This is a genomic window from Acidovorax sp. 210-6, assembly GCF_010020825.1.
Lineage (GTDB): Bacteria > Pseudomonadota > Gammaproteobacteria > Burkholderiales > Burkholderiaceae_C > Simplicispira > Simplicispira sedimenti.
This window is the reverse complement of record NZ_JAACJE010000001.1, coordinates 2597682-2620607: the sequence shown is the minus strand read 5'-3', so window position 1 is coordinate 2620607 and position 22926 is coordinate 2597682. Positions and strand designations below refer to the sequence as shown.

The following is a 22926-nucleotide window of genomic DNA, read 5'->3' as shown; positions in this document are numbered from 1 at the left end:
ACCATCGGCGGCCACGCGTCGGCGCTGGCGCTGCAATAGAAACGGAGACTCCCGGATGCTTGGTATGTTTGGTTTCACCCCGGCCTTTTCGCGCGCAGCATGGGCCTGGGGGCTGGCGCTTGCCGTGACGCTGCCCGCAGGGGCGCAGACGCCGGCGGCCGCACCGGCTGCCGGTGCCCAGGCACCTTCGGCGCTGCAACGCTGGCATGTGCGCTACGACCTGGGGCCGGACGGGCGCGCCACCATGACGCAGGAACTGCACAACCAGGTGCTGCAGGCGGGGGCGCTGGAAGACCTCAAGACCTACAGCATCGGGTTCAGCAACGGTATCCAGCAAGGCCAGGTGCTCGAGGCCTACACCCTCAAGCAGGACGGGCGGCGCATCGATGTGCCTGCCAACAACTTCCAGACCCAGACCAGCGATGGCCACCAGGGCGGCAAGCCGTTTTTCTCGGACCGCACGCGCATCACGGTGGTGTTTCCGGACCTGGCCGTGGGCGACACGGTGGCCGTCAAGTACCGCATCGAGGACAAGGAGGCCATCTTCCCCGGCGCGTTCTCGGTGGCGCACAGCTTCTCTCCGTTCGTGGTGCACGCCGACAGCCGCATCACGGTGCGTGCGCCCAAGGGGCTGCCCTTGCGCTTTGAGGCCCATGGTCTGGACGAACAGCCCAGCGCAGCGGAGGGCGAGCTCAGCGTGCGCGAGTGGCGCTACCGCAACCTCCAGCCACGCACCTGGAACGAAGCCGATGAAGGCGTCTGGCGCCTGGAAGAAACCCCGGTGCTGTTGGCCAGCACCTTTGCCGACTACGCCGCCATCGCCCGCGCCTACGGCGAGCGTGCGCTGCCCAAGGCCGAACCCACCGAACGCGTGCGCACGCTGGCGCAAAGCATCGTGGGCACCGTGCAGGAGCCGCGCGAACGCGCCCGCCTGTTGTACGAATGGGTGTCCACCCACATCACCTACGGTGGCAACTGCATTGGCGTAGGGGCCGTGGTGCCGCGCGACACCGACACCGTGCTCGAGAACCGCATGGGCGACTGCAAGGACCACGCCACCTTGCTGCAGGCGCTGCTGGGGGCGGCGGGCATCCGCAGTGAGCAGGTGCTCGTCAACGCAGGCGACACCTACGACCTGCCGGGCCTGCCGGTGGTGGCCAGCGCCAACCATGTGATCAACTACCTGCCCGACTGGCAGATGTATGTGGATGCGACGGCCAAGCAGATTCCGTTCGGCCACCTGCCTGCCAATGCCTATGCCAAGCCGGTGGTGCACGTGGGCTCGCAAGACCCGTTGCGCCGCATTCCCGCAGGCCCCGCCGCACAGGCGGTGCAGCGCGTGCACACCACGATGCGGGTGGCCGCCGATGGCAGCGCCAGCGGGCACCTGCGCGTGGAGTTCGAGGGCACCCAGGCGGCGCGCATGCGTGCCTACATGCGCGAGCTGCAGGCCGACGCACAGCGCGACTTTGTGCGCAGGCTGCTGGCGCGCTCGGGCTACAAAGGCAAGGGGGAGCTGGACCGGGGCGACCTGTCGGACGCGTTGCTGCTGTCCGACCGCTACGCCGTGGAGCTGCGCTTTGACATCGACAACTTCCTGCAGTCGGGCACGCAAGGGGCCTTTGTGCTGGCGCCGGTGGTGGATTTGCCCCTGTCGGTGGTGCGCCTGGCGGTGGGCGACTTCACCGCGCCCCAGCGCCGCGTGCGCTGCTACGGCTACCACAGCGAGGAGCGCTACGACATCACCCTGGCGCCCGGCGTGCAGTTCACGCGCCTGCCCGAGGCGTTCGACTCGCGCCATGCCACGCTGGACTACCGCGGGAGCTACCAGCGCACGGCCCAGGGGGTGCAGGTGCTGCGCAGCCTGCACGACCACACGCCCCAGGGCCTGTGCGAGCCCGGCTACATGCGGGATTGGATGGCGCAGGCGGAGCCTGTGGCGCGCAGCCTGCAGGGCCAGGTGTTCTACCGCCTGCAGAAGCCGACGGCGGCAGCGACCAGCAAGAACAGCGGCCCCAAGAAAAAGGCGGTACGCAAACCCAAAAAACGCTAGGGCCTGTTCACACTATTTTTACCAGTGCGAACACGGTGCAAACCGCGCCAATCTAGGCACGGGCGTGCAGGGGGCGCTGCGTCAGCGCGGTGCGCCACTGGCCAGGGCGATGTCGCGCGCGCGCTCCAGCGTGGCCTGGTCCGGGGGCTGCACCGGCCAGCCTGCCAAGTGCTGCTGCGCGATCTGGCTCAGGGCACCGATCCAGGCAGGGCTGTCGTTCAGGCAGGGGATGTAGTGGAACTCCTTGCCCCCCGCGTGCACAAAGGCCTCGCGCGCTTCCTGGGCGATTTCTTCCAGTGTTTCCAGGCAGTCGCTGGTGAAGCCGGGGCACACCACGTCCACACGGCGCGTGCCGCTCTGGGCCAGCGCCACCAGGGTGGGCTCGGTGGCGGGCTCCAGCCACTTGGCCTTGCCAAAGCGCGACTGGAAGGTGAGCTGCCAGCGGTCCTTGCGCAGACCCAGGCGCTCGGCCAGCAGGCGGGCGGTCTTGTGGCTTTCGCAGTGGTAGGGGTCGCCCAGGTGCAGGGTGCGTTCGGGCACGCCATGAAAGCTCATCACCAGTCGGTCGGGCTGGCCGTGCTCCTTCCAGTGCGCTTCGATGCGGCGGGCCAGGGCCTCGATGTAGAGTGGGTCGTCGTGGTAGCGGTTGACGAAGCGCAGCTCGGGCACATGGCGCTGACGGCCCGCCCAGGCGTACACCGCATCGAACACGCTGGCCGTGGTGGTGCCCGAGTACTGCGGGTACAGCGGCAGGATGAGGATGCGCGTGGCGCCCTCGGCCTTGAGCGCGTCGAGCTGGCTGGCAATGGACGGGTTGCCGTAGCGCATGGCCGGGCGCACCAGCACGTTGCAGCCCGCCTCGCCGAGCCAGCCGCGCAGCAGCGTGGCCTGCTGCTGCGTCCAGTAGGCCAGGGGTGAGCCTTCGGGGCGCCAGATGCTGGCGTACTTGGCGGCGGATTTGGCGGGCCGGGTGCGCAGGATGATGCCGTGCAGGATGGGCAGCCACAGCAGGCGCGGAATTTCGACCACGCGCGGGTCGGCCAGGAACTGGCCCAGGTAGCGGCGCAGTGCGCTGGGGGTGGGGGCGTCGGGCGTGCCCAGGTTGCACAGCAGCACGGCGGTGCGTTGGGCCTGGCCGTGGGTGTAGGCGGGTTCGGTCTGGAAAGGCATGCCGCATTCTCGCCCAAGGGCGGTGGCCCTGGCGGCACGGCCTCAGCTTGTCATTGCGCGAGAGCCGCCTTTTTGCTTGGCCTCGTAGAGTGCGCGGTCGGCGCGTTTGAGCAGGTCTTCGGTGTGCAGCATGGCGGCGTCCACCTCGGCAATGCCGATGCTCAGGGAGCCGTCCCAGCAGGGCTGGGCCTGGGCGGTCAGAAAGGGCTCCTGGCTGTCCAGGATTTTTTGCGCGGCCCGCACTGCGCCTTGCAGGTTGCTGCGCGGGCAGATGACGAGGAACTCATCGCCACCGATGCGGCAGACGATGTCGCTGCTGCGCACGGCATTGCGCAGTCGCTGGGCCAGGTGGCGCAGCAGTTCGTCGCCCACGGCGTGGCCGAACTGGTCGTTCACGGGCTTGAAGTGGTCGGCGTCCAGCAACAGCACGGACATCGGCGTGCCGTCGCGCCGCGCCTCGGCCCACAGCTCGTTGAGCGCGGCCACGGCAAAGCGGCGGTTGGGCAGGCCGGTGAGGTCGTCCTGGCTGGAGAGCATTTGCAACTGCCGGTTGGCGTATTCAAGGTCGGCCGTGCGCTGGGCCACGCGCTGCTCCAGATCGTGGTTGAACTTGCGCAGCTCGGCGTTGCTCAGCGATAGCATTTGCAGCAGCCCGCGCAGTGCATGGATCAGCGGCTCCTGGTCGGCCAGCGATTCGCGGGTGTCGTCTTCGTAGGCCTGTGCGGGTGTTTTGCCCGCCCGGATGGCCAGGGCCTGCCGGGCCATGCTTTGGTCTATGCCCAGGATGTGGTAGGTCAGCCAGTGCACCAGGTAGTCCAGCAGATTGCGTGTGCGCTCGGTGCTGATGCCGTGGTTGACGTTGCCCAGCATCTGCACTTCCCTGAGGAAGCCGCGGTGTGCCGCGCAGTGCTGTTCCTGGTGCCTGGGGTCCACGCCGCTGCGCTGCATGTGCCATTCTTCGTCGCTGAAATGCTCCTGGGCGTAGCGTGCGAGGGCATCGCGCGCAGCTTCAAAGTCCCTGGGATGGATGTCCTCGGCGGACATGCACAGTTCGCTGAGCCCGTTGATCAGATCGACGAGCTTGCGATGCTGTTCGTCCACCGAGGGCAGGTGGGTGACGAACGCGTCGTTCCAGGCAAATAGGGCGGTCATGGGACACAGCGGGGGCAGGGCGTCTCCATTGTGTAGCCAGATGTTGCCGCATGGTGTGGCGCTCTGCCCAGATTGCGCTCCCGTGCCACCGACTGTAGGCACTGCGCGACAGAAGAGAGGCGGCGGTCTTGATGTCCGTCAAAGCGTCATGTTGTGGTGCGAAAGCACGGTCTTTTTGACGTGCACGCTGATGATGGCCACCACCTCGTCGGGTTTGGCGGGGCGCAGCAGTTGTTCGGACTCCACCGCCACCTTGGTGACCAGCGAATCGTCTTCCAGCAGGCAGAAAAAAGGTGTGGGGTCGGGCTGGGGCGGCAGTTCGGTGCGGCCCTCCATGGAGCCGTGGGGCACGCGCAGACCGTCGAGCAGGGTCTTGAGCCGGTTGTCGATGTCGCCGCCGTCGGTGATCAAGGTGCCGCGTGGCTGCTGGCGGAACAGCAGCACCGACAGCTCGGCGTACAAGTCCAGCCGCTGCGTGACCAGCGGCGCGAACAGCAGGCCGCCCTTTTCGACGATGACCGAGGGCTTGTCTGGCAGCGCCGGGTGGGCCAGCAGGCTGGACGCGGCGTCCTTGAGCGGGCGCTCGCGCCACAGGCGCTGCAGCTGCGGGTGCAGGGCGCGGCGGATTTCCCATTTGTGGCCAGACTTGGCGCCCTGGCCGTGCAAGGGGCCTTCGTAGATCAGGCGGAATTCCATGGCGTGGGTTCCTTCAGAACACGTTCTCAGAAAGCCACCAGGTCGAAGTCGGCCTTCTTCACGCCGCACTCCGGGCAGCACCAGTCCTCGGGCACGTCGGCCCAGCGGGTGCCGGGTGCCAATCCGTCCTGCGGGCGGCCCTGCGCTTCGTCATAGACCCAGCCGCAGACGGCGCACATGTACATCTGGAAGGGAGGGGCTTCGTGGGACTGCATGGGTGGCAAGGGTGAAGGTGTTGGTGTGCATTGTGCCGCGATGCGCCTGAGGCCAGATTTTGCATATTAAAAAAGCACCTGGCGCTTATGGATAAAGCGCGAGGTGCTATCAAATATGGAGTAACTTGGCGGCGGTTGCATGGGGCCCCGCCGCCTTGGCCCTGGGGAGCGTCAGAACTTGACGGTCACCCCCACGTTGAACGAACGGCCCATGCCCGGTATGCGCACGCCCCAGGGCACGGCGGTGCCGGCCATGGTGCGACCCTGGCCCACATAGGCGCCGCCTTGGGGGTGGTTGTAGAAGCGGTCGAACAGGTTGTCGATGCCGAAGTCCAGGCGCACTTGCTTCCATTCGTAGCTGGCGCGCAGGTTCACCAGGCCGTAGCCAGCGGTGGTCAGCTCGTTGCGCTCGGCGTTCACGCGGGTCTTGCCGTCCACCACCTGCAGCTCGGCGCTGGTCGTCCAGGCGCCCAGGCGCTGGGTCAGGGCCACGCGCGCGTTCAGCGGCATGATGTTGTAGAGGTGGTCGCCCGTGGTGCGGTTCTTGCCGTTCACATAGCTCAGCACGCCGCTCAGCGTGAACTGGCCCCACTGGCCGTGCTTGCCCAGGTCGGTAAAGCCCGACAGGTCAAAGCCATGCAGGCGTGCGTCCTGGTTCAGGTAGCGCAGATAGACAAAGGCGTTGCTGGCCGTGAGGTTGGCGTTGGTGCAAGCCGACATGCCGCCACCGCCGCCGCAGCGCTTGGCGTCGATGTAGTTGTTCACGTAGGTGAGGTAGGGCGTGAACTTGACACCCCAGCGCTCGCCCGTGGCGTCGTGCCAGTCGGCCGTGGCGCTCAGGGTGTTGGCGGTCTCGGGCTTGAGGTCCGGGTTGCCCACGTAGCCGTTGCCGTCGCCCACCAGGTTGATCATGCGCATGGCCATGCCGCCGGTGGCCCAGGTGTAACGCTCGTACAGGTTGGGCGAGCGCGTCTTGTGCGCAAAGCCGAACTCGTAGCTGGCGTTGGCATTGGGCGTGTAGCGTGCCAGCGCGGTCAGGTCGATGTTGCTGTCGCTGCGCTTGCGGTCCTTGGCGTTGAAGGCGTTGGCGTCCATGTCGTAGCTGTTGTTGTAGCCCTGCACGGCGCCGCTGTTGGTGCGCACATGGCTGCTGCGCAGGCCGATCTGCGAGAGCCATTGCGGGTTCCAGCGGGCTTCCCATTCGCCATACACGTCAAAGCGGTCGCGCTGGCCGTCGCGGATGTTCCAGAAGGTGTTGGGTGCCATGCCGCCGCCCGAGGGCAGCCACCAGTCGTCCAGGCGGTAGTTCTGCAGCTCGCTGCCCACGCGCAGCGTGTCGCGTGCCGACAGGGGCAGCTCGGCCTGAACGCGCAGGCCGGTGGTCTTGCCCTCGGTGTCCATGGGCATGCCGGGCACGTTGCCTGCGGGGCCGTACCAGTATTGCTTGTCCTCGCCGTAGTTCATGCTGTGGCGGGTCTTCTCGTGGTACGCGCGGGCCTGCAACTGGCCCCAGGCGTAGTTGCCCTGGTAGCGCAGGTTGAACTGGTGGCTGTCGTTGCCCGTCATGTCCATGCGCTGGTTGGGGTAGTTCTGGTACGGGATGTCCTGCAGGCCCAGGCGCATTTCGACCAGGTGGTTTTCGTTGCGCAGCGCGTAGGCGAGGGCGTGGTTGGTGGTCTTGTAGCTCGAAGAGCCCACCACGTCGCCCGGCAGCCAGCGGGTGGGCTTGTCGGTGGCTGCAGCGCCCGCGGGCTTGAAGACGTCGCCGGCCTTGTAGTCGTCTGCCTTGGCGGTGGAGCCGTCGTAACGCAGGCTCATCTGTTCAGTGGCGTAGGTGGCAGACAGGTTCAGACCCACGCCGTCGCCGTTGCTGCGGTAGTGGGTGCCCGCCTGGCCCTTGAGCAGCTTGCCCTGGCCAGCGGCGGCAAATTCGGGGGGCGCCGATTCCACCTGGATGGTGGCGCCAATGCTGTCGCCGCCCACGCTCACGGGGGTGACGCCCGCAAACAGGCGCACCTTGCCGACGCGCGAGGGGTCGATATAGGACAGCGGCGGGTTCATGTGGTTGCCGCAGGCAGAAATCAGGTCCATGCCATCAACCTGGATGCGCAGCCGGTCATCGGCCAGGCCATGCACGCTGGGCAGGCTGGAAACGCCGCCTGCTCCGTACAGGCTCACGCCGGGCAGGCCGCTGAGTAGATGGGCAGTGTCGCTGGTGCGGGTGCGGTTGGCTTCGATCTGGTCGGCAGGCACTTCGCTGACGGCAGCGGGCTGTACCGCCGCCTTGGATGCCTTGACAGTGACGGGTTGCAGGGCGGCCTCTTGGGCCAGGGTGGCAAACGGCAGGCTGGCGAGCAGGGCGCACAGCGGCAACAGGGCAAAGCGATGGCGTTCGCCAGCGCCTGTACGAAGAACAGGTTTCATGGTGCGTGGAGGTGTGGAATAGCGTGTTTGCCGACGGACGCAAGGCCCGGCAAACGTTGTGGCGACCCGCAGCCGGAGAAGCTGCGGGCCAGTACCAAGAGAGAAAAATACCCGTCAGGCCTGTGGTGGTGCCTGGGCTGGTGGGTAGAGGCTCGCGTGCCGCAGCGCCAACACGGGCGCGGGCAGGTAACTGAAAAGCGTGGCAGGTGGGAGGGCCTGCGTGGAGCTGTGAGTGTTGCCGGTGTGTGCAAGCGTGCTGGTCGCTGCGAGTGTGCAGACGGGGCAGTTCATTGCTGCATCGACCGCGCTGTGGTCGCTGGCTGCGCCGGGTTCCTCAGTGGGGTTGCCCTGCGCCTGGCAAATGTCAGCGCTGACCACGGTCTGGGTCAGCATCTGCCCCAGGTGGGTGGTGCTGATCTGTCCCATCCAGAACTGTGCCCACAACGCCAATACCGCCAGGGCCAAGCCCAGACGGATGCGGTGCGTAGGAAGTGCGGAACGGGAAGCCACGTTGCAAATTGTGAAGCAGCCCGGCGCGGTGCGCCTTGTCGTGCGTCAAGTGGACGCGAGGTCACACGCACCACAAGGGCTTGCGTGCTGCGGTATTCTCTGGCTCCACTTGATCTGGGGCCATGGCGCCTCGAAGCTGCAGTGACCGCATCTGCCCTTGATATTTCCCGCATCCGAGCCATCACACTCGACCTGGACGACACGCTGTGGCCGATCTGGCCCACCATTGCGCGTGCCGAGGCCGTGCTGCTGGACTGGCTTGCGGAGCATGCGCCTGCGACCCGCGCCCTGCACGCATCGACCGCAGCGCTGAGGGCGCTGCGCGACCGGGTGCAGCAACTGCGGCCCGAACTGAACTGCGACCTGGGCGCCTTGCGCCGCGAGTCCATCCGCATGGCGCTGCAGCAGGCGGGCGACCCGCCCCAACTGGCCGAGCCTGCCTTCGAGGTCTTTTTGGCCGAACGCCAGCGCGTGGATCTGTTCGATGACGCACTGCCAGCCTTGCAGTACCTGAGTCGCCGCTGGCCCGTGGTGGCCCTGTCCAACGGCAATGCCGATGTGCACCAGATGGGTCTGGGGCACTACTTTCATGCCACCGTCAGCGCGCGCGAGGCGGGTGTGCCCAAGCCGGATGCGCGCATCTTTCACCAGGCCGCGATGGCCGCAGGCGTGGGCCCGGACCAGGTGCTGCACATCGGTGACGACGCGCATCTCGATACCCAGGGGGCCATGCAGGCAGGCCTGCAGGCGGTGTGGCTCAACCGGGCGGGAAGCGATTGGCCCCTTGGTTCTGCGCAGCCACATGCGACCGTGGCAAGCCTGCACGCCTTGCCCGAGTTGTTGACACCTTGATTTCCATTTCACCCGGAACACCCTATGAGCCCAGACTCCGCAACCCTGCCCCCGGTGCGCTCCGTCCCCTTCACGAGCCCCTTGTCCTGGTTGGCACGGGGATGGCGTGATTTATGGAAGGCCGGGGGCGCCAGCTTGCTGCAGGGCGCCGCCGTGGCGGTATTCAGCCTCTTGCTGTGGGTGCTGGGGCGCGACAAGTTTGGCTTGCTGGTGGGCGCGCTGTCGGGCTTTCTGGTCATGGCACCCGTGCTGGCGACGGGGTTCTATGTGCTCAGCCGGTCCCTCGAACGGGGGGAGCCCGCCCGCATGGCGGAGGTCTTGCGGACCTGGTTGTTCTGGCAGAGCCACTACCGCAGTCGCTGGGACCACGACTATTGGTGCCTGGTGCGCCTGGGCCTTTTGTTGGCGCTGGCTGGCACGGGCTGGGTGTTGACGTCTGCGGCCATGATCACCTTGCTGGCGCCAGCGCCGGTGCGCACTCCCTACGACTTTTTGCTGCTGGTGGTACTTGCCAAGGACAACAACTTGTTCGAGCTGTGGTTGGTGTTGGGGAGCGTGTTGGCCGCACCGATCTTTGCGTCCAGCGTGGTGTCCATTGCGCTGCTGCTGGACCGGCGCATTGGCCTGTGGCGTGCCGTGCTCACCAGTTGGCAGGCCGTGTTGGCCAACCCTGTGACCATGGCGCTGTGGTCCTTTTTGATTCTGGCCCTGGTGCTGGTGGGCATGGCCACCTTCATGCTGGGCCTGGCGCTGGTCATGCCCTGGCTGGGCCATGCCAGCTGGCATGCCTATCGCGACCTGGTGGACTCCAGCGGTTTGCCCGAGCGACAGCCCCGCTCGGAAGAGCCTGGCATGGGGCATGAACAAGACAAGGCGATCGGATCGTGATTTTTGGATATACCGAGGCCGAGATTTCGGCGTTTTTCCTCACCTGGGGCGTGGGTGCGTTCATCCTCTTCATGGTGTTCATCATCGGACAGCTCGCCTGGGAATCCAAGGCCGGAAAGTTCGGTACCTTTGTGATCTTTTTGGGCCTGGGCGTGGGCTTCCTGGGCTTTTTGGCAAAGTTCATCATTCAGTGGTGGCTGGAGCGCTGACCGCGTCCGCTGCTGCTTTTGGAGGCAAGACAACATGGGTCTCACCATTTACGGCATTGCGGCATCGCGCGCGGTGCGACCGCTGTGGGCGGCCACCGAACTGGGGTTGGCGTTCGAGCATGTGCCCACCCCGTACCAGAAAGGTGGCACGCGCACGCCCGAGTTTCTGGCGCTCAACCCCAATGGCCACATCCCGGTGCTCGTGGATCGTCGCCCTGAGGGCGAGGTCGTGCTGTGGGAAAGCATGGCCTGCACGCTGTACCTGGCGCGCCACCATGGCAAGGGGGATGGCAGCGACCTGGCCCCGGCCGATCCGCACGAGGATGCCGAGGCCCTGCGTTGGAGCTTCTGGACCGTGAACGAGCTGGAGGCCGATGCGCTCACCGTGCTCATGCACCGGCTGGCCATGCCGCCCGAGCAACGCAAGCCCGATCTGGCCGACGCTGCCGAAAAGCGCCTGAAGGTGCCGCTGCGCGTGCTGGAGCAGCACCTGCAGCGCCAGGCGGAGCGCGGCCAGGGCCATCTGGCCGCAGAGCGCTTTACCGTGGCCGACCTGTGCGTGGCCAGCGTGATGGGCTGGGTCAAGCCCGCACGCGCCTTGTTGGAGGCCCACCCCGCCACCCACGCCTGGTTGGCGCGCTGCCTGGACCGTCCCGCGCAGCAGGCCATGCGCGCCTTGGCACGACAGCAGCACTGATTTTCTGTACCGTGGAAGACGTGCGAGCTATCGGCTTGCATGGCTCTTTACCGGAACTTCACCTGGGGTTTGCGGGGCTGTCTGTGCTGCTGGGCACAATCGGGGCATGACTATCGGTTTGCGTTGGTTGGATTGGCGCCCCGTGGCAGGGACTCTGGGCTTGGCGCTGCTGTTGCAAGGGTGTGCCCATCGGGCCCCCGTGACGTCCGAGGCTCCAGGGGCTGCACTGCCGGTGGCATGGAATGCGCCCTTGCCTGCGGGCGTAGCCGTATTGCCTCAGGCCGACGATTTGGCGCGTTGGTGGGAGCGCTTTGGCGATCCGCAACTCAGCGCCCTGGTGGCGCAGGCCTTGCAGGCACACCCCAGTGCCCTTTCTGCCCAGGCGGCCTTGCGCCAGGCGCGGGCCCAGGCAAGCGTGCAGGCAGCGGGGATGCTGCCCGATGTCACGCTGTCGGGCTCGGCCCAGCGCAGCCGATCGGGGGGGCAGACGGGCAACAGCTTCCAGGTGGGGCTGGATGCGGGCTGGGAGCCCGACCTGTTCGGACGCCTGGACGCTGGCGTGCAGGCCAGCGAGGCCGATGCCCGCGCCGCCCAGGCGAGCCTGGAGCAGGTGCACGTGTCGTTGTCGGCCGAGGTCGCCCTGCAATACATCTCCCTGCGCAGCCTGCAGCAACGCCTGGCGATCGCCCAGCGCAATTTGGAAACCCAGCAGCAGACCTTGCAGATCACCGACTGGCGCGTGCAGGCCGGGCTGGCCACCTCGTTGGTGGCTGAGCAGGCCCGCGCGGCGGCCGAGCAGACGGCGGCGCAGGTGCCGCAGTTGCAGGCCAGCCTGGCGCAGGCGCGCCACGCGCTGGCGGTACTCACCGGTCAGGCGCCTGCAGCGCTCGATGCCGCACTGGCAGCACCGCAGGCGGTGCCGCAGCCGTCGCAGGCCCTGGCGCTGGACATCCCCGCCGACACCCTGCGCCAGCGCCCGGACGTGCGGGTAGCCCAGGAGCGCGTGCAGGCTGCGCTGGCGCGCGTATCGCAGGCCGATGCGGCGCGCTACCCCAGCCTGCGTCTGTCGGGCAGCCTGGGCCTGCGCGCGCTCACGCTCGGTGCACTGGGCGACAGTGCTTCGCTGGTGCACTCGCTGCTGGGCAGCGTGGCCGTGCCACTGTTCGACGGCGGCGCCACCCAGGCCCAGGTGCAGGTGCAGCAGGCGGCACTGGAGCAGGCGCGCCAGGCCTATCAGCTGGCGGTGCTCACGGCCCTGAAAGAAGTGGAAGACGCCCTGGTGGCACTCCAGGGCGAGGCCGCGCGCCTGGCCCACCTCCAGCAGGCCGCGCAGGCTGCGGGCAACGCGGCCTTGCTGGCCCAGCAGCGCTACGCGAGCGGACTGATCGACTTTGCCTCGGTGCTGGAAACCCAGCGCACCCAATTGGCCACGCAGGATGCCCTGGCCACGTCCCAGGCCAATCTGGGCTCCAACCATGTGCGGCTTTTCAAGGCCCTGGGGGGTGGCTGGCAATGACGCCGTGCCATGCCTGCCCTTTTGACGATCCATTGCTGTACCCATGACCACTTCTTCGTCCGATTCCGCCACCGCTGCCAGCCCGGCTGCCGTGCGCGATGTGCAATCCCTGCTGGGTGCCGAGCACCCGCGCCGCTGGTGGCGCCGACCTGCCGTGTGGGTGGGGCTGCTGGTCTTGCTCGCCATGGGTGCTGCGGGGTGGGCCTGGATGCAGCAACGGCGCGACACCCAGGCGCCGCAGTACGTGACCGAGGAGGCGCGGCGCGGGGCCATCACGCTCACCGTCTCGGCCACGGGGACGCTGCAGCCCACGCGCTCGGTCACTATTGGCAGCGAGCTGTCGGGTACCGTGCGCCAGGTGCTGGTGGATGTGAACGACCGCATCAAGAAGGGCCAGGTGCTGGTGGAGCTGGACACCGCCAAGCTCTCGGCGCAGGTGCTGCGTTCGCGGGCATCGCTGGCATCGGCGCAGGCGCGGCTGGCGCAGGCCCAGGCCACGCAGCGCGAGGCACGGGCCAGCCTGGGGCGGCTGGAGGAAGTGGCCCGCCTGTCGGGTGGCAAGGTGCCTTCGGCGGCCGAGCTGGATGCGGGCCGCGCCGCGCTCGAGCGTGCCCAGGCCGATGAGGCCAGCGCCCGTGCCAGTGTGGAAGACGCCCGCGCAGCGCTCGCCAACGATGAAACCAACCTCTCCAAGGCCTCTATCCGTTCACCCATTGACGGCGTGGTGCTCACGCGCAGCGTGGAGCCGGGCAATGCCGTGGCGGCGTCGCTGCAGGCGGTCACGCTGTTCACCGTGGCCGAAGACCTGGGCCAGTTGCAGTTGCAGGTGAATGTGGACGAAGCCGACGTGGGCGCCGTGCGTGTGGGCCAGAAGGCCAGCTTCACCGTGAGCGCCTACCCATCACGCCGCTACCCGGCGCGCATCACCCGCGTGGCCTTCGGCTCCACCAAGACCGACAACGTGGTGACCTACACCACCTGGATGCAGGTGGACAACGCCGACCTGAGCCTGCGACCCGGCATGACAGCGGCCGCCACCATCACCGCCACCGAACGTACCGACGTGCTGCTGGTGCCCAACACGGCCCTGCGGTTCACGCCGGTCAGCGCGGCTGCGGCGCCCGAAGCCGGGGCCTCCGCCCAGGGCGGTGGGGGCATCGTGGCGCAGATCATGCCGCGCGCGCCCAGGTCGTTTTCGCGCGGTGGCTCGGTCAACGGCAAGGGGCCGGGCCAGGGGGCGCGCAGGCAGGTGTGGGTGCTGCAGGACGGCAAGCCCCAGGCCATGGCGGTGCAGGTGGGCATCAGCGATGGCCGCATGACCGAGGTCAGCAGCGAGCAGCTCCAGCCGGGCATGGCCGTCATTACCGACCAGCGCAGCAGCGGGGCGCGTCCATGAGCGCAGCCGCCCCCAGCACACGGAACCTTGCCGATGACGGCATGCCGCTGATCCGGCTGCGCGGCGTGACCAAGGTCTATGGCGAAGGCGCACTGGCGTTTGCGGCGCTCAAGGGGGTGGACCTGGACATTGCACGCGGCGACTTCGTGGCCATCATGGGGCCCAGCGGCTCGGGCAAGTCCACGGCCATGAACACGCTGGGTTGCCTGGACCGTCCGACCACGGGCGACTACCTGTTCCAGGGCGTGCATGTGGAGTCGCTGACGCGCGATGAGCGCGCGCGGCTGCGGCGGCGCTTCTTTGGCTTTGTGTTCCAGGGTTTCAATCTGCTGGCGCGCACCACGGCGCAAGAGAACGTGGAACTGCCCCTGCTGTACCGGGGCGAAAGCGCCGCTGTGCGGCGCCAGGCGGCAGCGCAGGCGCTGGACGCGGTGGGCCTCAAAGGCTGGGAACACCACACCCCAGCCGAACTCTCGGGCGGGCAGCAGCAGCGCGTGGCCATTGCGCGCGCCATCGTCACCAACCCCGCCGTGCTGCTGGCCGACGAGCCCACGGGCAACCTGGACACCCAGCGCAGCGTGGAGATCATGGAGCTGATTGCGCGCCTGAACCGGGAGCGTGGCATCACCGTCATCATGGTGACGCACGAGCCCGACATGGCCGCCTATGCGCGGCGCGTGGTGCGCTTTGTCGATGGCGTGGTCGAAAGCGACCGCCTGAACCCCGAACGCGCGGGCGCCCCCGAGGGCCTGACCGCGCAGGAGTCTGCCTGATGTGGCTCAACACCCTGTGGTTGTCGCTGCGCTCGATCCGGCGCAACCTGCTGCGCTCGTTCCTCACCATCCTGGGCATCGTGATCGGGGTCAGTGCCGTCATCACCATGGTCACCCTGGGCAATGGGGCCACCCTGGCGGTGCAGAACCAGATATCCAGCCTGGGCACCAACCTGCTGCAGGTGCGCCCCGGGCAACGCATGGGGCCAGGCAGCGGCGGTGCTCCGGCCTTCAAGGACGTGGACGCTGATGCGATCGCGCAGCAGATCGGCGGCATCCAGGCCGTGGCGCCCGAGGGCCGCACCGGCAGCACGGTCGTGGCGGGCGGGCGCAACTGGACGACCAGCATCATCGGCAGCACCAACGCCTGGCTGGAGACCGGCAACTGGCAGGTGCGCTCGGGCCGGGCCTTCAGCCCCGAGGAAGTGCGTGCAGGCTCCGCCGTGTGCCTGGTGGGTTCCACGCTGCAGCGCGAGCTGTTTGGCGGCCAGGACCCGGTGGGTCAGCAACTGCGCGTCAAGGCGTTTTCATGCGAAATTGTTGGCGTGCTGGGCTCCAAAGGGCAGGGCGCCTTCGGCAACGACCAGGACGATGTGGTGCTGCTGCCCCTGGCCACGCTGCAGCGCCGTGTGACGGGCAGCACCCGGGTGCAGACGCTGCTGGTGTCCATGCAGGAAGGCAGTGACCCCGAGCGCGTGAAGGCAAGCCTGCGCCAGTTGTTGCGCGAACGGCGCAAGCTGGCCGAAGCCGACGAGGACAACTTCAACATCCTTGACACCAAGCAACTGGCCGACACGCTCTCGGGCACGACCAAGGTGATGACCACGCTGCTGGGCGCGGTGGCCGCCGTGAGCCTGCTGGTGGGCGGCATCGGCATCATGAACATCATGCTGGTGAGCGTGACCGAGCGCACCCGTGAAATCGGTCTGCGCCTGGCCATTGGTGCGCTGGAGCGCGAGGTGTTGCTCCAGTTCCTGATCGAGGCCGTGGTGCTGGCGGCACTCGGCGGCCTCATCGGCATCGTGCTGGCCACCGGTGCCTCGTTGGTGCTGGCACAGGCCATGCAGGTGCCGTATGTCTTCAGCCCAGGGGTGAACCTGCTGTCGTTTCTGTTCTCGGCAGGCATCGGGGTGCTGTTCGGCTACTTTCCGGCGCGGCGCGCCGCGCGCATGGACCCGATCGAAGCCTTGCGGCACGAGTGATTAACCATAAAAAATGCCCGCAGCGCTTTATCTGCGGGCGTTAGTAGCTATAAAAATAATAGCTTTACTGGTGCGGTCAATGCACCGTCAGTTCCACGGCTTGCGGTTGTGCGTGGGCCAGCGTCAGTGTGAGTACGCCGTGCTCCAGCTTGGCAGTGCTGGCGGCAGTATGGATGGGCTGGCTGAGTTCCCAGGTGCGGTGTACCTGGCGCGGTGCGCCTTCGCTGCTGCGCACCTGCACGCGTGTGCCCTCGATGCTGATCTGCAACTGCTCGCGCGCCAGGCCTGGCACATCGATCTGCAGGGTGGTGGCCTTGTCGTCCTGGGTGATTTTCACGCCCGGTGCAGGAGCTGCAGCGGCCTGCAGGCTGCTGCGCACCAGGTGCTGCCATGCGGCGTCAGAGCGGTGGGGCGCACAAGCGGCGCGGCGGGTGACGGGGGTGAAGAACATCAGGGTAACTCCTATACACTGCGCGGCCAGGGGTGAACCGCATGCCCCTGCAGATAGGCATCTGCCTGTGGATTTCAAGAAAGACCAAGCATGAATACTTTGAGCTTTGCCGGGTTGAAATCGGCGCTTCTCACCCCAGGGCGCGCAGCCTGTGCGGCCATCGCTCTGGCGGTGCTGGCCTTGCCGGTCAGCCATGCGCAAACGGCGGCTCCTGCGCCTGCTGCGGCCGCGGCAGTGCCGGTCAAGCTGGCGCTGATCGAAAGCCTTTCGGGGCCGTTTGCCAACACCGGCGAGGCCGTGTTTCGCAACATCTTTTGGGCGGTGGAACGCGTGAATGCACGCGGTGGCGTGCTGCTGCCCGCAGCCCAGGGCGGCATGCGCCCCTTGCAGGTACAGCGCTTTGACAGCAAGGGCCAGAACGAGGAGGCGCTCTCTGCGCTGCGATCGGCCATTGACCAGGGCGCCCGCATCGTCATGCAGGGCAATTCCTCGGCCACGGCGGCGGTGCTGATCGACGCCATCAACAAGCACAACGAGCGCGAGCCCGACAAGCGCGTGCTGTTCCTCAACTACTCGGCGGTGGACCCCATCCTCACCAACGAGAAATGCAGCTTCTGGCACTTCCGCTTCGATGCCCATGCCGACATGCGCATGGCAGCGCTCATGGACGTGCTCAAGTCCGATGGAGCGGTCAAGAGCGTGTACCTCATCGGCCAGGACTACAGCTTTGGCCAGGCCGTGTTGCGCGAGGCGAAAAAACAGCTCGCCGTGCAGCGGCCCGACGTGGCCATCGTGGGTGACGAACTGCACCCCGTGGGCCGTGTGAAGGACTTTGCGCCCTACGCTGTCAAGATCAAGGCCAGCGGTGCGCAGGCGGTCATCACCGGCAACTGGGGCAATGACCTGACGCTGTTGGTCAAGGCGGCGCGCGAGGTGGGCTACACCGGCAGCTTCTACACCTTCTACGGCAACGCCCTCGGGGCCCCCGCTGCCATTGGTGACGCTGGGATCGGCAAGGTGGTGGCCGTGGCCGACTGGCTGCCCAACGTGCCGGGCGCGCAGAGCGAGGCCTTCTACCAGGCCTTCCGCGAGCGCTTCCCCAAGCCGCAGGACGACTATGTGCACATGCGCATGCAGCTCATGGTGGAGACGCTGGCCCAGTCCATCGAAGGTGCGGGCAGTGTGGAAGCCACCGCCGTGGCGCGCCAGATGGAAAAGGCGCGCGTGCAACTGGCCGGCCGCAGCGGCAGCATGCGCGCGGCCGACCACCAGTTCCAGCAGCCGCTGGTGGTGGGTGTGATGGACAAGCAGGGCGCGCCCGGCGTCAGGTTCGACGTGGAGGGCTCGGGCTACGGCTTCCGCGTGGTGCGCGATCTACCGGCCGACAAGGCACAGCAGCCGCACAGTTGCCAGATGCAGCGGTATTGATCCTGGAGTGCGCCGACATCCGCGCAGAGGTCAATACCACTGCGTGACCATCTCGGGCTGGTGCGCCACCTTGAAGAACCAGCGGCGCGCGCCCTGCACGTCAAAGCGCTTCCAGTGCGCCGGGTCCTGGCGCAGCCGGTCGGCAATGGCGTACATGGCCAGCGGGTTCATGCCCATGCCGATGTGGCTGGCGTGTACCTCGATGTTCTCGGTGTGCGCATGCCTGGTGGGGTTGATGCTGCACTGCCAGGCGACGATGCCGTCGGTCTTGCTGTAGATGGATGTGGTGGGCACCGGAGGCGGCTTGCGCACCTCTGCCAGCAGGTCTTCGTCATGGCTTTGCTGGCCGCTGACCAGGTTGTAGAAGCGCCAGGCATTGGTGGCCTTGGGGTGACCCGTGAACGGTGTGCCCAGGGTGATGACGCAGCGCACCAGGTCGGGCATTTCCTTGGCCATTTCGCGCGCATAGACGCCGCCCAGGCTCCATCCGATCAGGCTGATCTTTCCGCCGTGTTGCTGGTGCAACTGGTGCACCCGTTCGCGGCAGGTGTCGAGCACACCGTCGCGGGGGCCCAGGTTCAGGCCCTGCTTCCAGCCATGGGCCTGGTAGCCATGCTGCTTCAGAAAGCGGCGCAACGCCAGCGTGCTGATGTCCGATGCGCCCAGGCCAGGAAAGACCAGCACCGCATGGCCATCGCCCGAAGGCATGCGCGAGAGCCAGGGGAAGACGGCTGCCATCGCCATGGCCTCCCAGGGCGCACGGGCCTCCAGCAAGACCAGGCCCAGTCCGGGCGGTGTCAGGTGCAGGCCGGTGTCATCGCCGCCGGTGGGCTCTGGCGTGGGCTTGGTTTTGCGGGAGGGGCGGGGCATGGTGCGTGCGCAAAGGGTGAGAGCCATGTGCCCATGCTAGCGAGCGCGCTGGCGTGGGGCGGGCGCGCTAACCCTAGAGGGCAGTCGCGTGCGCGACACCTTGGGGAGCGTGGCGGGCACGGGGAGCGCCCGGAGTTCATCCCAGGCCCCGTCCAGTGCCGCTGCCAGCGCTCTGACATCGGGCAGGGCGGCGGCGTCGGCCATCAAACCGAAGTCCATGTGGGCATCGAAGCTCTGCACCGTGATGTTCAGTGCCAGGCCGTGCACCACGATGCTGGTAGGGCAGTTGGCACGTACGCGGGCACCGGCCAGGTAGATCGGCACCTGCGGACCGGGCACGTTGGAGATCACCACATTGGCGACCTGCGGCAAGCGTTCGGCCATCCGTGCCTTGCCGTAGAGCGAGGCGGCGGCTTCCATCAGCCAGGGGATGCCGATGGATGGGAAGTCGGTGGGCGGAATGCTTTTCATTGGCCCCATGGTCGTTTTCATGGCGCTGCTGGCGGCGAGGATATGGGCCAGGCGCTTGGCCGGGTCGGCCAGGTGGGTGCCCAGGCTGATCAGGCTCATGGAGGCCTGGTTGTCCGACCGGACATCTCCGGTCTGGCGCAATGAGATCGGCACCGCCGCCACCAGGCTCTTGCGTGGCAGCTGCGTGCGTTGCTGCAGATAGCTGCGCAGTGCGCCGGCACACAGCATCAGCACCATGTCGTTGAGCGTGGCCGCATGGGCCTTGGCCAGCGCCTTGAGCTCCTGTAGCGGCACGCTGGCCGACGCAAAGGCCCGGGTGCTGCCGATCGTCACGTTCATGGGGGTGGCAGGCGCGAGCGTCACATTGCCGGTGCCTTTGCCGAGCAAGGTCTTCAGGCTGAATGAGCCCCTGGCCGTGCGGGCCACCGTGCCCAGCGTGGCAGGCAGCTCGCGTGCCATGCGCACCACCTGGCCGGCCTCGTTGCTCAGGGCGCCGCGCAGCATCTCCACCATGCCGATCTGAAAGGTCTTGCGGCGCGTGGAGGGGCGCAGCGCGATCTCGCGCGGCTCGGGGCCCAGGTCGAACAGCACGTTGGCCAGCGCCACGGCGGCCTGGCCGTCCACGGCGGCATGGTGCACTTGCGAGTACACGCCCACCTGCTTGTGGCCGCTCGCGCTGCGTGGCAGACCGTCGATGACATGGATGCGCCACAAAGGTCTGCTGCGGTCCAGCAGCTGCGGATGCAGGGTGGAAATCATGTCCTCCAGCAGCGAGCGTGCGTTGGGCGCAGCGCCCTCCTTGCGCGTGCGGCGGGGCAGCTTGTGCTCCACCACGTGGTAGGCCAGATCGGGCTCGGCATCGACCCATGCCGGATTGGCCAGGTTCAGCGGCATCCACCACAAACGCCTGCGCAGTGCCGGTGTCGCGGGCATGCGCGCTGCGTAGTGGCGCCGCAGATCGTTCACATACCGGCCACGGTAGCCAGAGGGCAGTTCCAGCAGGTACATCGCGCCCACGTGCATGGGCATTTCGGGGGTCTCCAGGTAGAGAAAGCTGGCGTCCAGTCCTGAAAGCTGCTTCAGTGGCATGCAGGGTCTCCTGTGGGGCGGCGTGGAATCTTGGGTGGACTGCTGGGCGCCCATGGCATGTGGGCGAGCGCATCGCTTGGTGTGCTGGTGGCACCGCAGCTCAGGATACGCCAAGCCAGGCTGCGGCCATCCCAATGCCGGAGTGCGCTGGCGTTGGCACGGCCTATCCAACGTTTGGCTCCCTTGGGTCGGTGTTTCGTCGCATCCCTGCTGCGCAAGGTGATCGCCGTCTAGACACTGCCGGCATGTTCAACCCTGCCCAGGAGATGGCGACATGCCTTACCCCTTGCTGATGTCCGTGACCTGTGCGGCCCTGATCGTTGCCGCGCCGCTGCCCGCCCAGGCGGTGCCCGATGCCCAGTTCGAACCTGCGTTCCAGGTATTCATGCGCGCTTCGCAGGGCGAGGAGGCGGCGATTGCGCAGGCTGCGGACGCCTTTGCTGCCTTGCTCAAGGCCGAGCCCGCCAACCCTGTGCTGCAGGCCTACAGCGGCGCTGCCATGGCCATGCGGGCGCGAACCACCATGCTGCCCTGGCGCAAGATGGCCTATGCCGAAGACGGCTTGGCGCAACTGGACAAGGCCCTGGCCCTGTTGGCCCCGGCGCACGAGGCCGTGGGCCAGAACCAGGTGCCTGCCGTGCTGGATGTGAAGCTGGTGGCGGCCAACACCTTCTTGGCCCTGCCGCGCATGATGAACCGGCATGACCGAGGCCTCAAGCTGCTGACCGAGGTGCGCCGCAGCCCCTTGCTGGCGTCGGCCCCGGCGCCGTTCCGCGAGGCAGTGGACAAGGCCGTGCGCAAGGCCGGGCTGGAGGGCGCCAAATGACGCACGCCCCGGCAGATGCCACAGCGCCGGTGGTGCGCCTGCGCGGCGTGCGCAAGACCTACCGCCTGGGCGCGCATGTGATCCCGGCGCTGCAGGGCGTGGATCTGGAGGTGCGGCGCGGCGAACTGCTCGCGCTGACCGGGCCTTCGGGCAGCGGCAAGAGCACCATCCTCAATCTCTGCGGCCTGATCGACACGCCAGACGAGGGCGACATCGCGCTCTCGGGCACGCCCGTGCAGGGCCTGGACGAGGTGGCGCGCACCCTGTTGCGACGCGATGCGCTGGGCTTTGTGTTCCAGAGCTTCAACCTCGTGCCGGTGATGACCGTGGCCGAGAACGTGGACTACCCGCTGTTCCTGGCGGGCGTTCCCTTGCCCGAGCGGCGCGAGCGCGTGGCCCGCCAACTGGCCGCCGTGGGCCTGCAAGACCACGCCCGGCACCGGCCCGATGCCCTCAGCGGCGGGCAGCGCCAGCGTGTGGCGATTGCGCGTGCGCTCATCAAGCGGCCGCGCCTGGTGATTGCCGACGAGCCCACCGCCAGCCTTGATTCGCACACCGCCGACCAGGTGCTGGACCTGATGCGCGAGCGCGGCCAGGCCGAGGGCGCTGCCTTTGTGATTGCCACGCATGACGAGCGCCTGACGCGCCGCTGCGACCGGGTGGTGGCCTTGCTGGACGGGAGGATCCAATGAACGGCTTGTGGATGTGGCTGAAATTTGCCTGGCACAACTGCCTGCGCAACCGGCGCCGCTCGCTGGTGACGGCATCCATCGCCATGCTGGGTACGGAGGCCATCCTGCTGGCGGGTGGCTTTGCGCTGTTCACCTACGAGAGCCTGGCCCAGGCCGCGGCGCGCGATACGGGCCACCTGGTGCTGGGCACGCCAGCGCACTTCAGCGCCGATGAAGACATGCCCCTGCAGCACGGCCTGGACGATGTGGCCGCGCTGCGCAGCGCGTTGCTGGCCGACCCGGCCGTGCGGGCCGTGCTGCCGCGCGTGGTGTTCAGCGGCCTGATCAGCAACGGCGACAAGACCGCCGTGATGATGGCCCAGGGCGTGGAGCCCGACGCCGAATTCGCCGTGAAGGGGCCGTTCCTCACCGTGCAAAGCGGCACCTTGCTGGCAGGCGATGCTGCGCAGCCGCAGGTGCTGCTGGGCGCAGACCTGGCGCGCAGCCTCAAGGCCACGCCGGGCAGCAGCCTCACGCTGCTGGCCAGCACCACCGAGGGCGCCATGAACGCCATGGACGTGGTGGTGGCAGGCACCTTCAGCACCGGCGTGCCTGATGTGGACAAACGCGCCGTGTACACCAGCGTGCCGGTGGCGCAGCAACTGCTGGCCACGCAGCGGGTGTCCAGCCTGGGCGTGTTTCTGGACCGCATGGAATCCATCGCCGCCGCCCGCGAGCGCCTGGCGCAGCAGTTTGCACCCTTGCAGGTGCAGACCTGGGAGCAGCAGGCGTTTTTCTACCGCTCGGTGCGCGATCTGTACAACCGCATCTTCGGGGCGCTGGGGGTGGTCATTGTGGTGATCGTGGTCTTTGTCGTCACCAACGCCATGGCCATGGCCGTGATCGAGCGCACCCGCGAGATCGGCACCCTGCGTGCCCTGGGCACGCTGCCCGCACAACTGCTGCGCAGCCTGGGGCTGGAGGGCATGCTGCTGGGCGGTGCGGGCGCGCTGGCCGGTGCGTTGCTGGCGCTGGCGGTGTCGGTGCTGCTGTATGTGTTTCCGGTGGACATGCCGCCGCCGCCGGGGCGCAGCGTGGGCTACCCGCTGAACATCAGCATCCACCCCACGCTGTACCTGCTGACCATGGGTGCCATGGTGGTGCTGACCCTGCTGGCTTCGCTGTGGGTGGCACGCAAGACCGTGCACATGCCGGTGGTGGATGCCTTGGCGCATACATGAAGTGAAGCACCCCCCTGAGTCGCCTTCGGCGCCTTCCCCCCGCTCTCGCAGCGCTGCGCGCTGCGGGCAGGGGGACGCCACCGGTGCGGCGGGGCGGCCCTTGCACGGTGGCCACTGGCCTGGGGC

At 67.5% G+C, this 22926-nt stretch carries 22 protein-coding genes; 13 read left to right on the top strand and 9 right to left on the bottom strand.

Annotated features, from left to right (window positions below):
• Positions 1-64: 64 nt before the first annotated feature.
• Positions 65-2053: a DUF3857 and transglutaminase domain-containing protein gene (locus GWK50_RS12080; protein WP_162016741.1), complete on the top strand. Its 1989-nt coding sequence runs from the start codon at positions 65-67 to the stop codon at positions 2051-2053.
• Positions 2054-2134: 81 nt separating this feature from the next.
• Here GWK50_RS12080 and hemH read toward each other — a convergent pair whose 3' ends face one another.
• From hemH to GWK50_RS12050, 6 genes are all read right to left on the bottom strand, one after another.
• On the bottom strand, positions 2135-3223 hold the full coding sequence (gene hemH / locus GWK50_RS12075; RefSeq protein ID WP_162016740.1) for a ferrochelatase: 1089 nt from the start codon (positions 3221-3223) through the stop codon (positions 2135-2137).
• 42 nt (positions 3224-3265) lie between these two features.
• Positions 3266-4375, bottom strand: coding sequence for a GGDEF domain-containing protein (locus GWK50_RS12070; RefSeq protein ID WP_162016739.1), 1110 nt, complete (start codon positions 4373-4375; stop codon positions 3266-3268).
• 138 nt (positions 4376-4513) lie between these two features.
• A complete protein-coding gene (locus GWK50_RS12065) occupies positions 4514-5071 on the bottom strand; it encodes a hypothetical protein (RefSeq protein WP_162016738.1) in 558 nt (185 codons plus the stop codon).
• A 26-nt stretch (positions 5072-5097) separates the two neighbouring features.
• Positions 5098-5286, bottom strand: a complete 189-nt coding sequence (locus GWK50_RS12060) for a rubredoxin (RefSeq protein WP_197905006.1) — start codon at positions 5284-5286, stop codon at positions 5098-5100.
• Between the two features lie 171 nt (positions 5287-5457).
• Entirely contained in the window at positions 5458-7710 is a 2253-nt protein-coding gene (locus GWK50_RS12055; protein ID WP_162016737.1) for a TonB-dependent receptor, read from the bottom strand.
• Between the two features lie 114 nt (positions 7711-7824).
• Entirely contained in the window at positions 7825-8220 is a 396-nt protein-coding gene (locus GWK50_RS12050) for a DUF2946 family protein (protein WP_162016736.1), read from the bottom strand.
• Between the two features lie 141 nt (positions 8221-8361).
• Here GWK50_RS12050 and GWK50_RS12045 point away from each other — a divergent pair, with 141 nt between their 5' ends.
• The 8 genes from GWK50_RS12045 (at position 8362) to GWK50_RS12010 (ending at position 15753) form a co-directional block, all read left to right on the top strand.
• Positions 8362-9072, top strand: a complete 711-nt coding sequence (locus tag GWK50_RS12045) for an HAD family hydrolase (RefSeq protein ID WP_162016735.1) — start codon at positions 8362-8364, stop codon at positions 9070-9072.
• Between the two features lie 24 nt (positions 9073-9096).
• A complete protein-coding gene (locus GWK50_RS12040; protein WP_162016734.1) occupies positions 9097-9960 on the top strand; it encodes a DUF2189 domain-containing protein in 864 nt (287 codons plus the stop codon).
• Positions 9957-10169 carry a DUF2788 domain-containing protein gene (locus GWK50_RS12035; RefSeq protein ID WP_162016733.1) on the top strand — a complete coding sequence of 71 codons (213 nt, stop codon included), beginning with the start codon at positions 9957-9959 and terminating at the stop codon, positions 10167-10169. Before GWK50_RS12040 ends, GWK50_RS12035 begins: the two co-directional genes overlap by 4 nt.
• A 34-nt stretch (positions 10170-10203) precedes the next feature.
• Complete coding sequence (locus GWK50_RS12030; RefSeq protein WP_162016732.1) at positions 10204-10866, top strand: glutathione S-transferase family protein; 663 nt, start codon at positions 10204-10206, stop codon at positions 10864-10866.
• A 106-nt stretch (positions 10867-10972) separates the two neighbouring features.
• Entirely contained in the window at positions 10973-12382 is a 1410-nt protein-coding gene (locus tag GWK50_RS12025) for an efflux transporter outer membrane subunit (RefSeq protein WP_162016731.1), read from the top strand.
• A 43-nt stretch (positions 12383-12425) separates the two neighbouring features.
• Positions 12426-13778 carry an efflux RND transporter periplasmic adaptor subunit gene (locus GWK50_RS12020; protein ID WP_162016730.1) on the top strand — a complete coding sequence of 451 codons (1353 nt, stop codon included), beginning with the start codon at positions 12426-12428 and terminating at the stop codon, positions 13776-13778.
• Positions 13775-14551, top strand: coding sequence for an ABC transporter ATP-binding protein (locus GWK50_RS12015; RefSeq protein ID WP_242455365.1), 777 nt, complete (start codon positions 13775-13777; stop codon positions 14549-14551). The genes GWK50_RS12020 and GWK50_RS12015 overlap by 4 nt, the downstream gene beginning before the upstream one ends.
• Complete coding sequence (locus GWK50_RS12010) at positions 14551-15753, top strand: ABC transporter permease (protein ID WP_162016729.1); 1203 nt, start codon at positions 14551-14553, stop codon at positions 15751-15753. The genes GWK50_RS12015 and GWK50_RS12010 overlap by 1 nt, the downstream gene beginning before the upstream one ends.
• Positions 15754-15829: 76 nt before the next feature.
• On the opposite strand, the gene GWK50_RS12005 is transcribed toward GWK50_RS12010, so the two are convergent.
• Entirely contained in the window at positions 15830-16204 is a 375-nt protein-coding gene (locus GWK50_RS12005) for an Hsp20/alpha crystallin family protein (protein WP_162016728.1), read from the bottom strand.
• 90 nt (positions 16205-16294) lie between these two features.
• Here GWK50_RS12005 and GWK50_RS12000 point away from each other — a divergent pair, with 90 nt between their 5' ends.
• Positions 16295-17632, top strand: a complete 1338-nt coding sequence (locus tag GWK50_RS12000) for a branched-chain amino acid ABC transporter substrate-binding protein (protein ID WP_162016727.1) — start codon at positions 16295-16297, stop codon at positions 17630-17632.
• Positions 17633-17662: 30 nt separating this feature from the next.
• On the opposite strand, the gene GWK50_RS11995 is transcribed toward GWK50_RS12000, so the two are convergent.
• Together GWK50_RS11995 and GWK50_RS11990 are read right to left on the bottom strand one after the other, a co-directional pair.
• Positions 17663-18502, bottom strand: a complete 840-nt coding sequence (locus GWK50_RS11995) for an alpha/beta fold hydrolase (RefSeq protein WP_162016726.1) — start codon at positions 18500-18502, stop codon at positions 17663-17665.
• Positions 18503-18538: 36 nt separating this feature from the next.
• Positions 18539-20062: a wax ester/triacylglycerol synthase family O-acyltransferase gene (locus GWK50_RS11990; protein ID WP_162016725.1), complete on the bottom strand. Its 1524-nt coding sequence runs from the start codon at positions 20060-20062 to the stop codon at positions 18539-18541.
• A 274-nt stretch (positions 20063-20336) separates the two neighbouring features.
• Here GWK50_RS11990 and GWK50_RS11985 point away from each other — a divergent pair, with 274 nt between their 5' ends.
• From GWK50_RS11985 to GWK50_RS11975, 3 genes are read left to right on the top strand one after another with little or no spacing between them, the layout of a single operon-like run.
• Positions 20337-20888: a hypothetical protein gene (locus GWK50_RS11985; protein ID WP_162016724.1), complete on the top strand. Its 552-nt coding sequence runs from the start codon at positions 20337-20339 to the stop codon at positions 20886-20888.
• Positions 20885-21580 carry an ABC transporter ATP-binding protein gene (locus GWK50_RS11980; protein ID WP_162016723.1) on the top strand — a complete coding sequence of 232 codons (696 nt, stop codon included), beginning with the start codon at positions 20885-20887 and terminating at the stop codon, positions 21578-21580. The genes GWK50_RS11985 and GWK50_RS11980 overlap by 4 nt, the downstream gene beginning before the upstream one ends.
• Positions 21577-22800 (top strand): FtsX-like permease family protein, encoded by a 1224-nt coding sequence (locus tag GWK50_RS11975; RefSeq protein ID WP_197905005.1) that lies wholly within the window; start codon positions 21577-21579, stop codon positions 22798-22800. Before GWK50_RS11980 ends, GWK50_RS11975 begins: the two co-directional genes overlap by 4 nt.
• The last annotated feature ends 126 nt before the right edge of the window (positions 22801-22926 follow it).

What these genes read in the sequence shown, in the direction of transcription:
- GWK50_RS11975 (WP_197905005.1), top strand. Translation starts at nt 21,577, where the DNA reads ATGAACGGCTTGTGGATGTGGCTGAAATTTGCCTGGCACAACTGCCTG.
- GWK50_RS12005 (WP_162016728.1), bottom strand. Translation starts at nt 16,204, where the DNA reads ATGTTCTTCACCCCCGTCACCCGCCGCGCCGCTTGTGCGCCCCACCGC.
- hemH (WP_162016740.1), bottom strand. Translation starts at nt 3,223, where the DNA reads ATGCCTTTCCAGACCGAACCCGCCTACACCCACGGCCAGGCCCAACGC.
- GWK50_RS12070 (WP_162016739.1), bottom strand. Translation starts at nt 4,375, where the DNA reads ATGACCGCCCTATTTGCCTGGAACGACGCGTTCGTCACCCACCTGCCC.
- GWK50_RS12060 (WP_197905006.1), bottom strand. Translation starts at nt 5,286, where the DNA reads ATGCAGTCCCACGAAGCCCCTCCCTTCCAGATGTACATGTGCGCCGTC.
- GWK50_RS12030 (WP_162016732.1), top strand. Translation starts at nt 10,204, where the DNA reads ATGGGTCTCACCATTTACGGCATTGCGGCATCGCGCGCGGTGCGACCG.
- GWK50_RS12020 (WP_162016730.1), top strand. Translation starts at nt 12,426, where the DNA reads ATGACCACTTCTTCGTCCGATTCCGCCACCGCTGCCAGCCCGGCTGCC.
- GWK50_RS12055 (WP_162016737.1), bottom strand. Translation starts at nt 7,710, where the DNA reads ATGAAACCTGTTCTTCGTACAGGCGCTGGCGAACGCCATCGCTTTGCC.
- GWK50_RS12080 (WP_162016741.1), top strand. Translation starts at nt 65, where the DNA reads ATGTTTGGTTTCACCCCGGCCTTTTCGCGCGCAGCATGGGCCTGGGGG.
- GWK50_RS11995 (WP_162016726.1), bottom strand. Translation starts at nt 18,502, where the DNA reads ATGCCCCGCCCCTCCCGCAAAACCAAGCCCACGCCAGAGCCCACCGGC.
- GWK50_RS12065 (WP_162016738.1), bottom strand. Translation starts at nt 5,071, where the DNA reads ATGGAATTCCGCCTGATCTACGAAGGCCCCTTGCACGGCCAGGGCGCC.
- GWK50_RS12015 (WP_242455365.1), top strand. Translation starts at nt 13,775, where the DNA reads ATGAGCGCAGCCGCCCCCAGCACACGGAACCTTGCCGATGACGGCATG.
- GWK50_RS11980 (WP_162016723.1), top strand. Translation starts at nt 20,885, where the DNA reads ATGACGCACGCCCCGGCAGATGCCACAGCGCCGGTGGTGCGCCTGCGC.
- GWK50_RS11990 (WP_162016725.1), bottom strand. Translation starts at nt 20,062, where the DNA reads ATGCCACTGAAGCAGCTTTCAGGACTGGACGCCAGCTTTCTCTACCTG.
- GWK50_RS12040 (WP_162016734.1), top strand. Translation starts at nt 9,097, where the DNA reads ATGAGCCCAGACTCCGCAACCCTGCCCCCGGTGCGCTCCGTCCCCTTC.
- GWK50_RS12025 (WP_162016731.1), top strand. Translation starts at nt 10,973, where the DNA reads ATGACTATCGGTTTGCGTTGGTTGGATTGGCGCCCCGTGGCAGGGACT.
- GWK50_RS11985 (WP_162016724.1), top strand. Translation starts at nt 20,337, where the DNA reads ATGCCTTACCCCTTGCTGATGTCCGTGACCTGTGCGGCCCTGATCGTT.
- GWK50_RS12000 (WP_162016727.1), top strand. Translation starts at nt 16,295, where the DNA reads ATGAATACTTTGAGCTTTGCCGGGTTGAAATCGGCGCTTCTCACCCCA.
- GWK50_RS12010 (WP_162016729.1), top strand. Translation starts at nt 14,551, where the DNA reads ATGTGGCTCAACACCCTGTGGTTGTCGCTGCGCTCGATCCGGCGCAAC.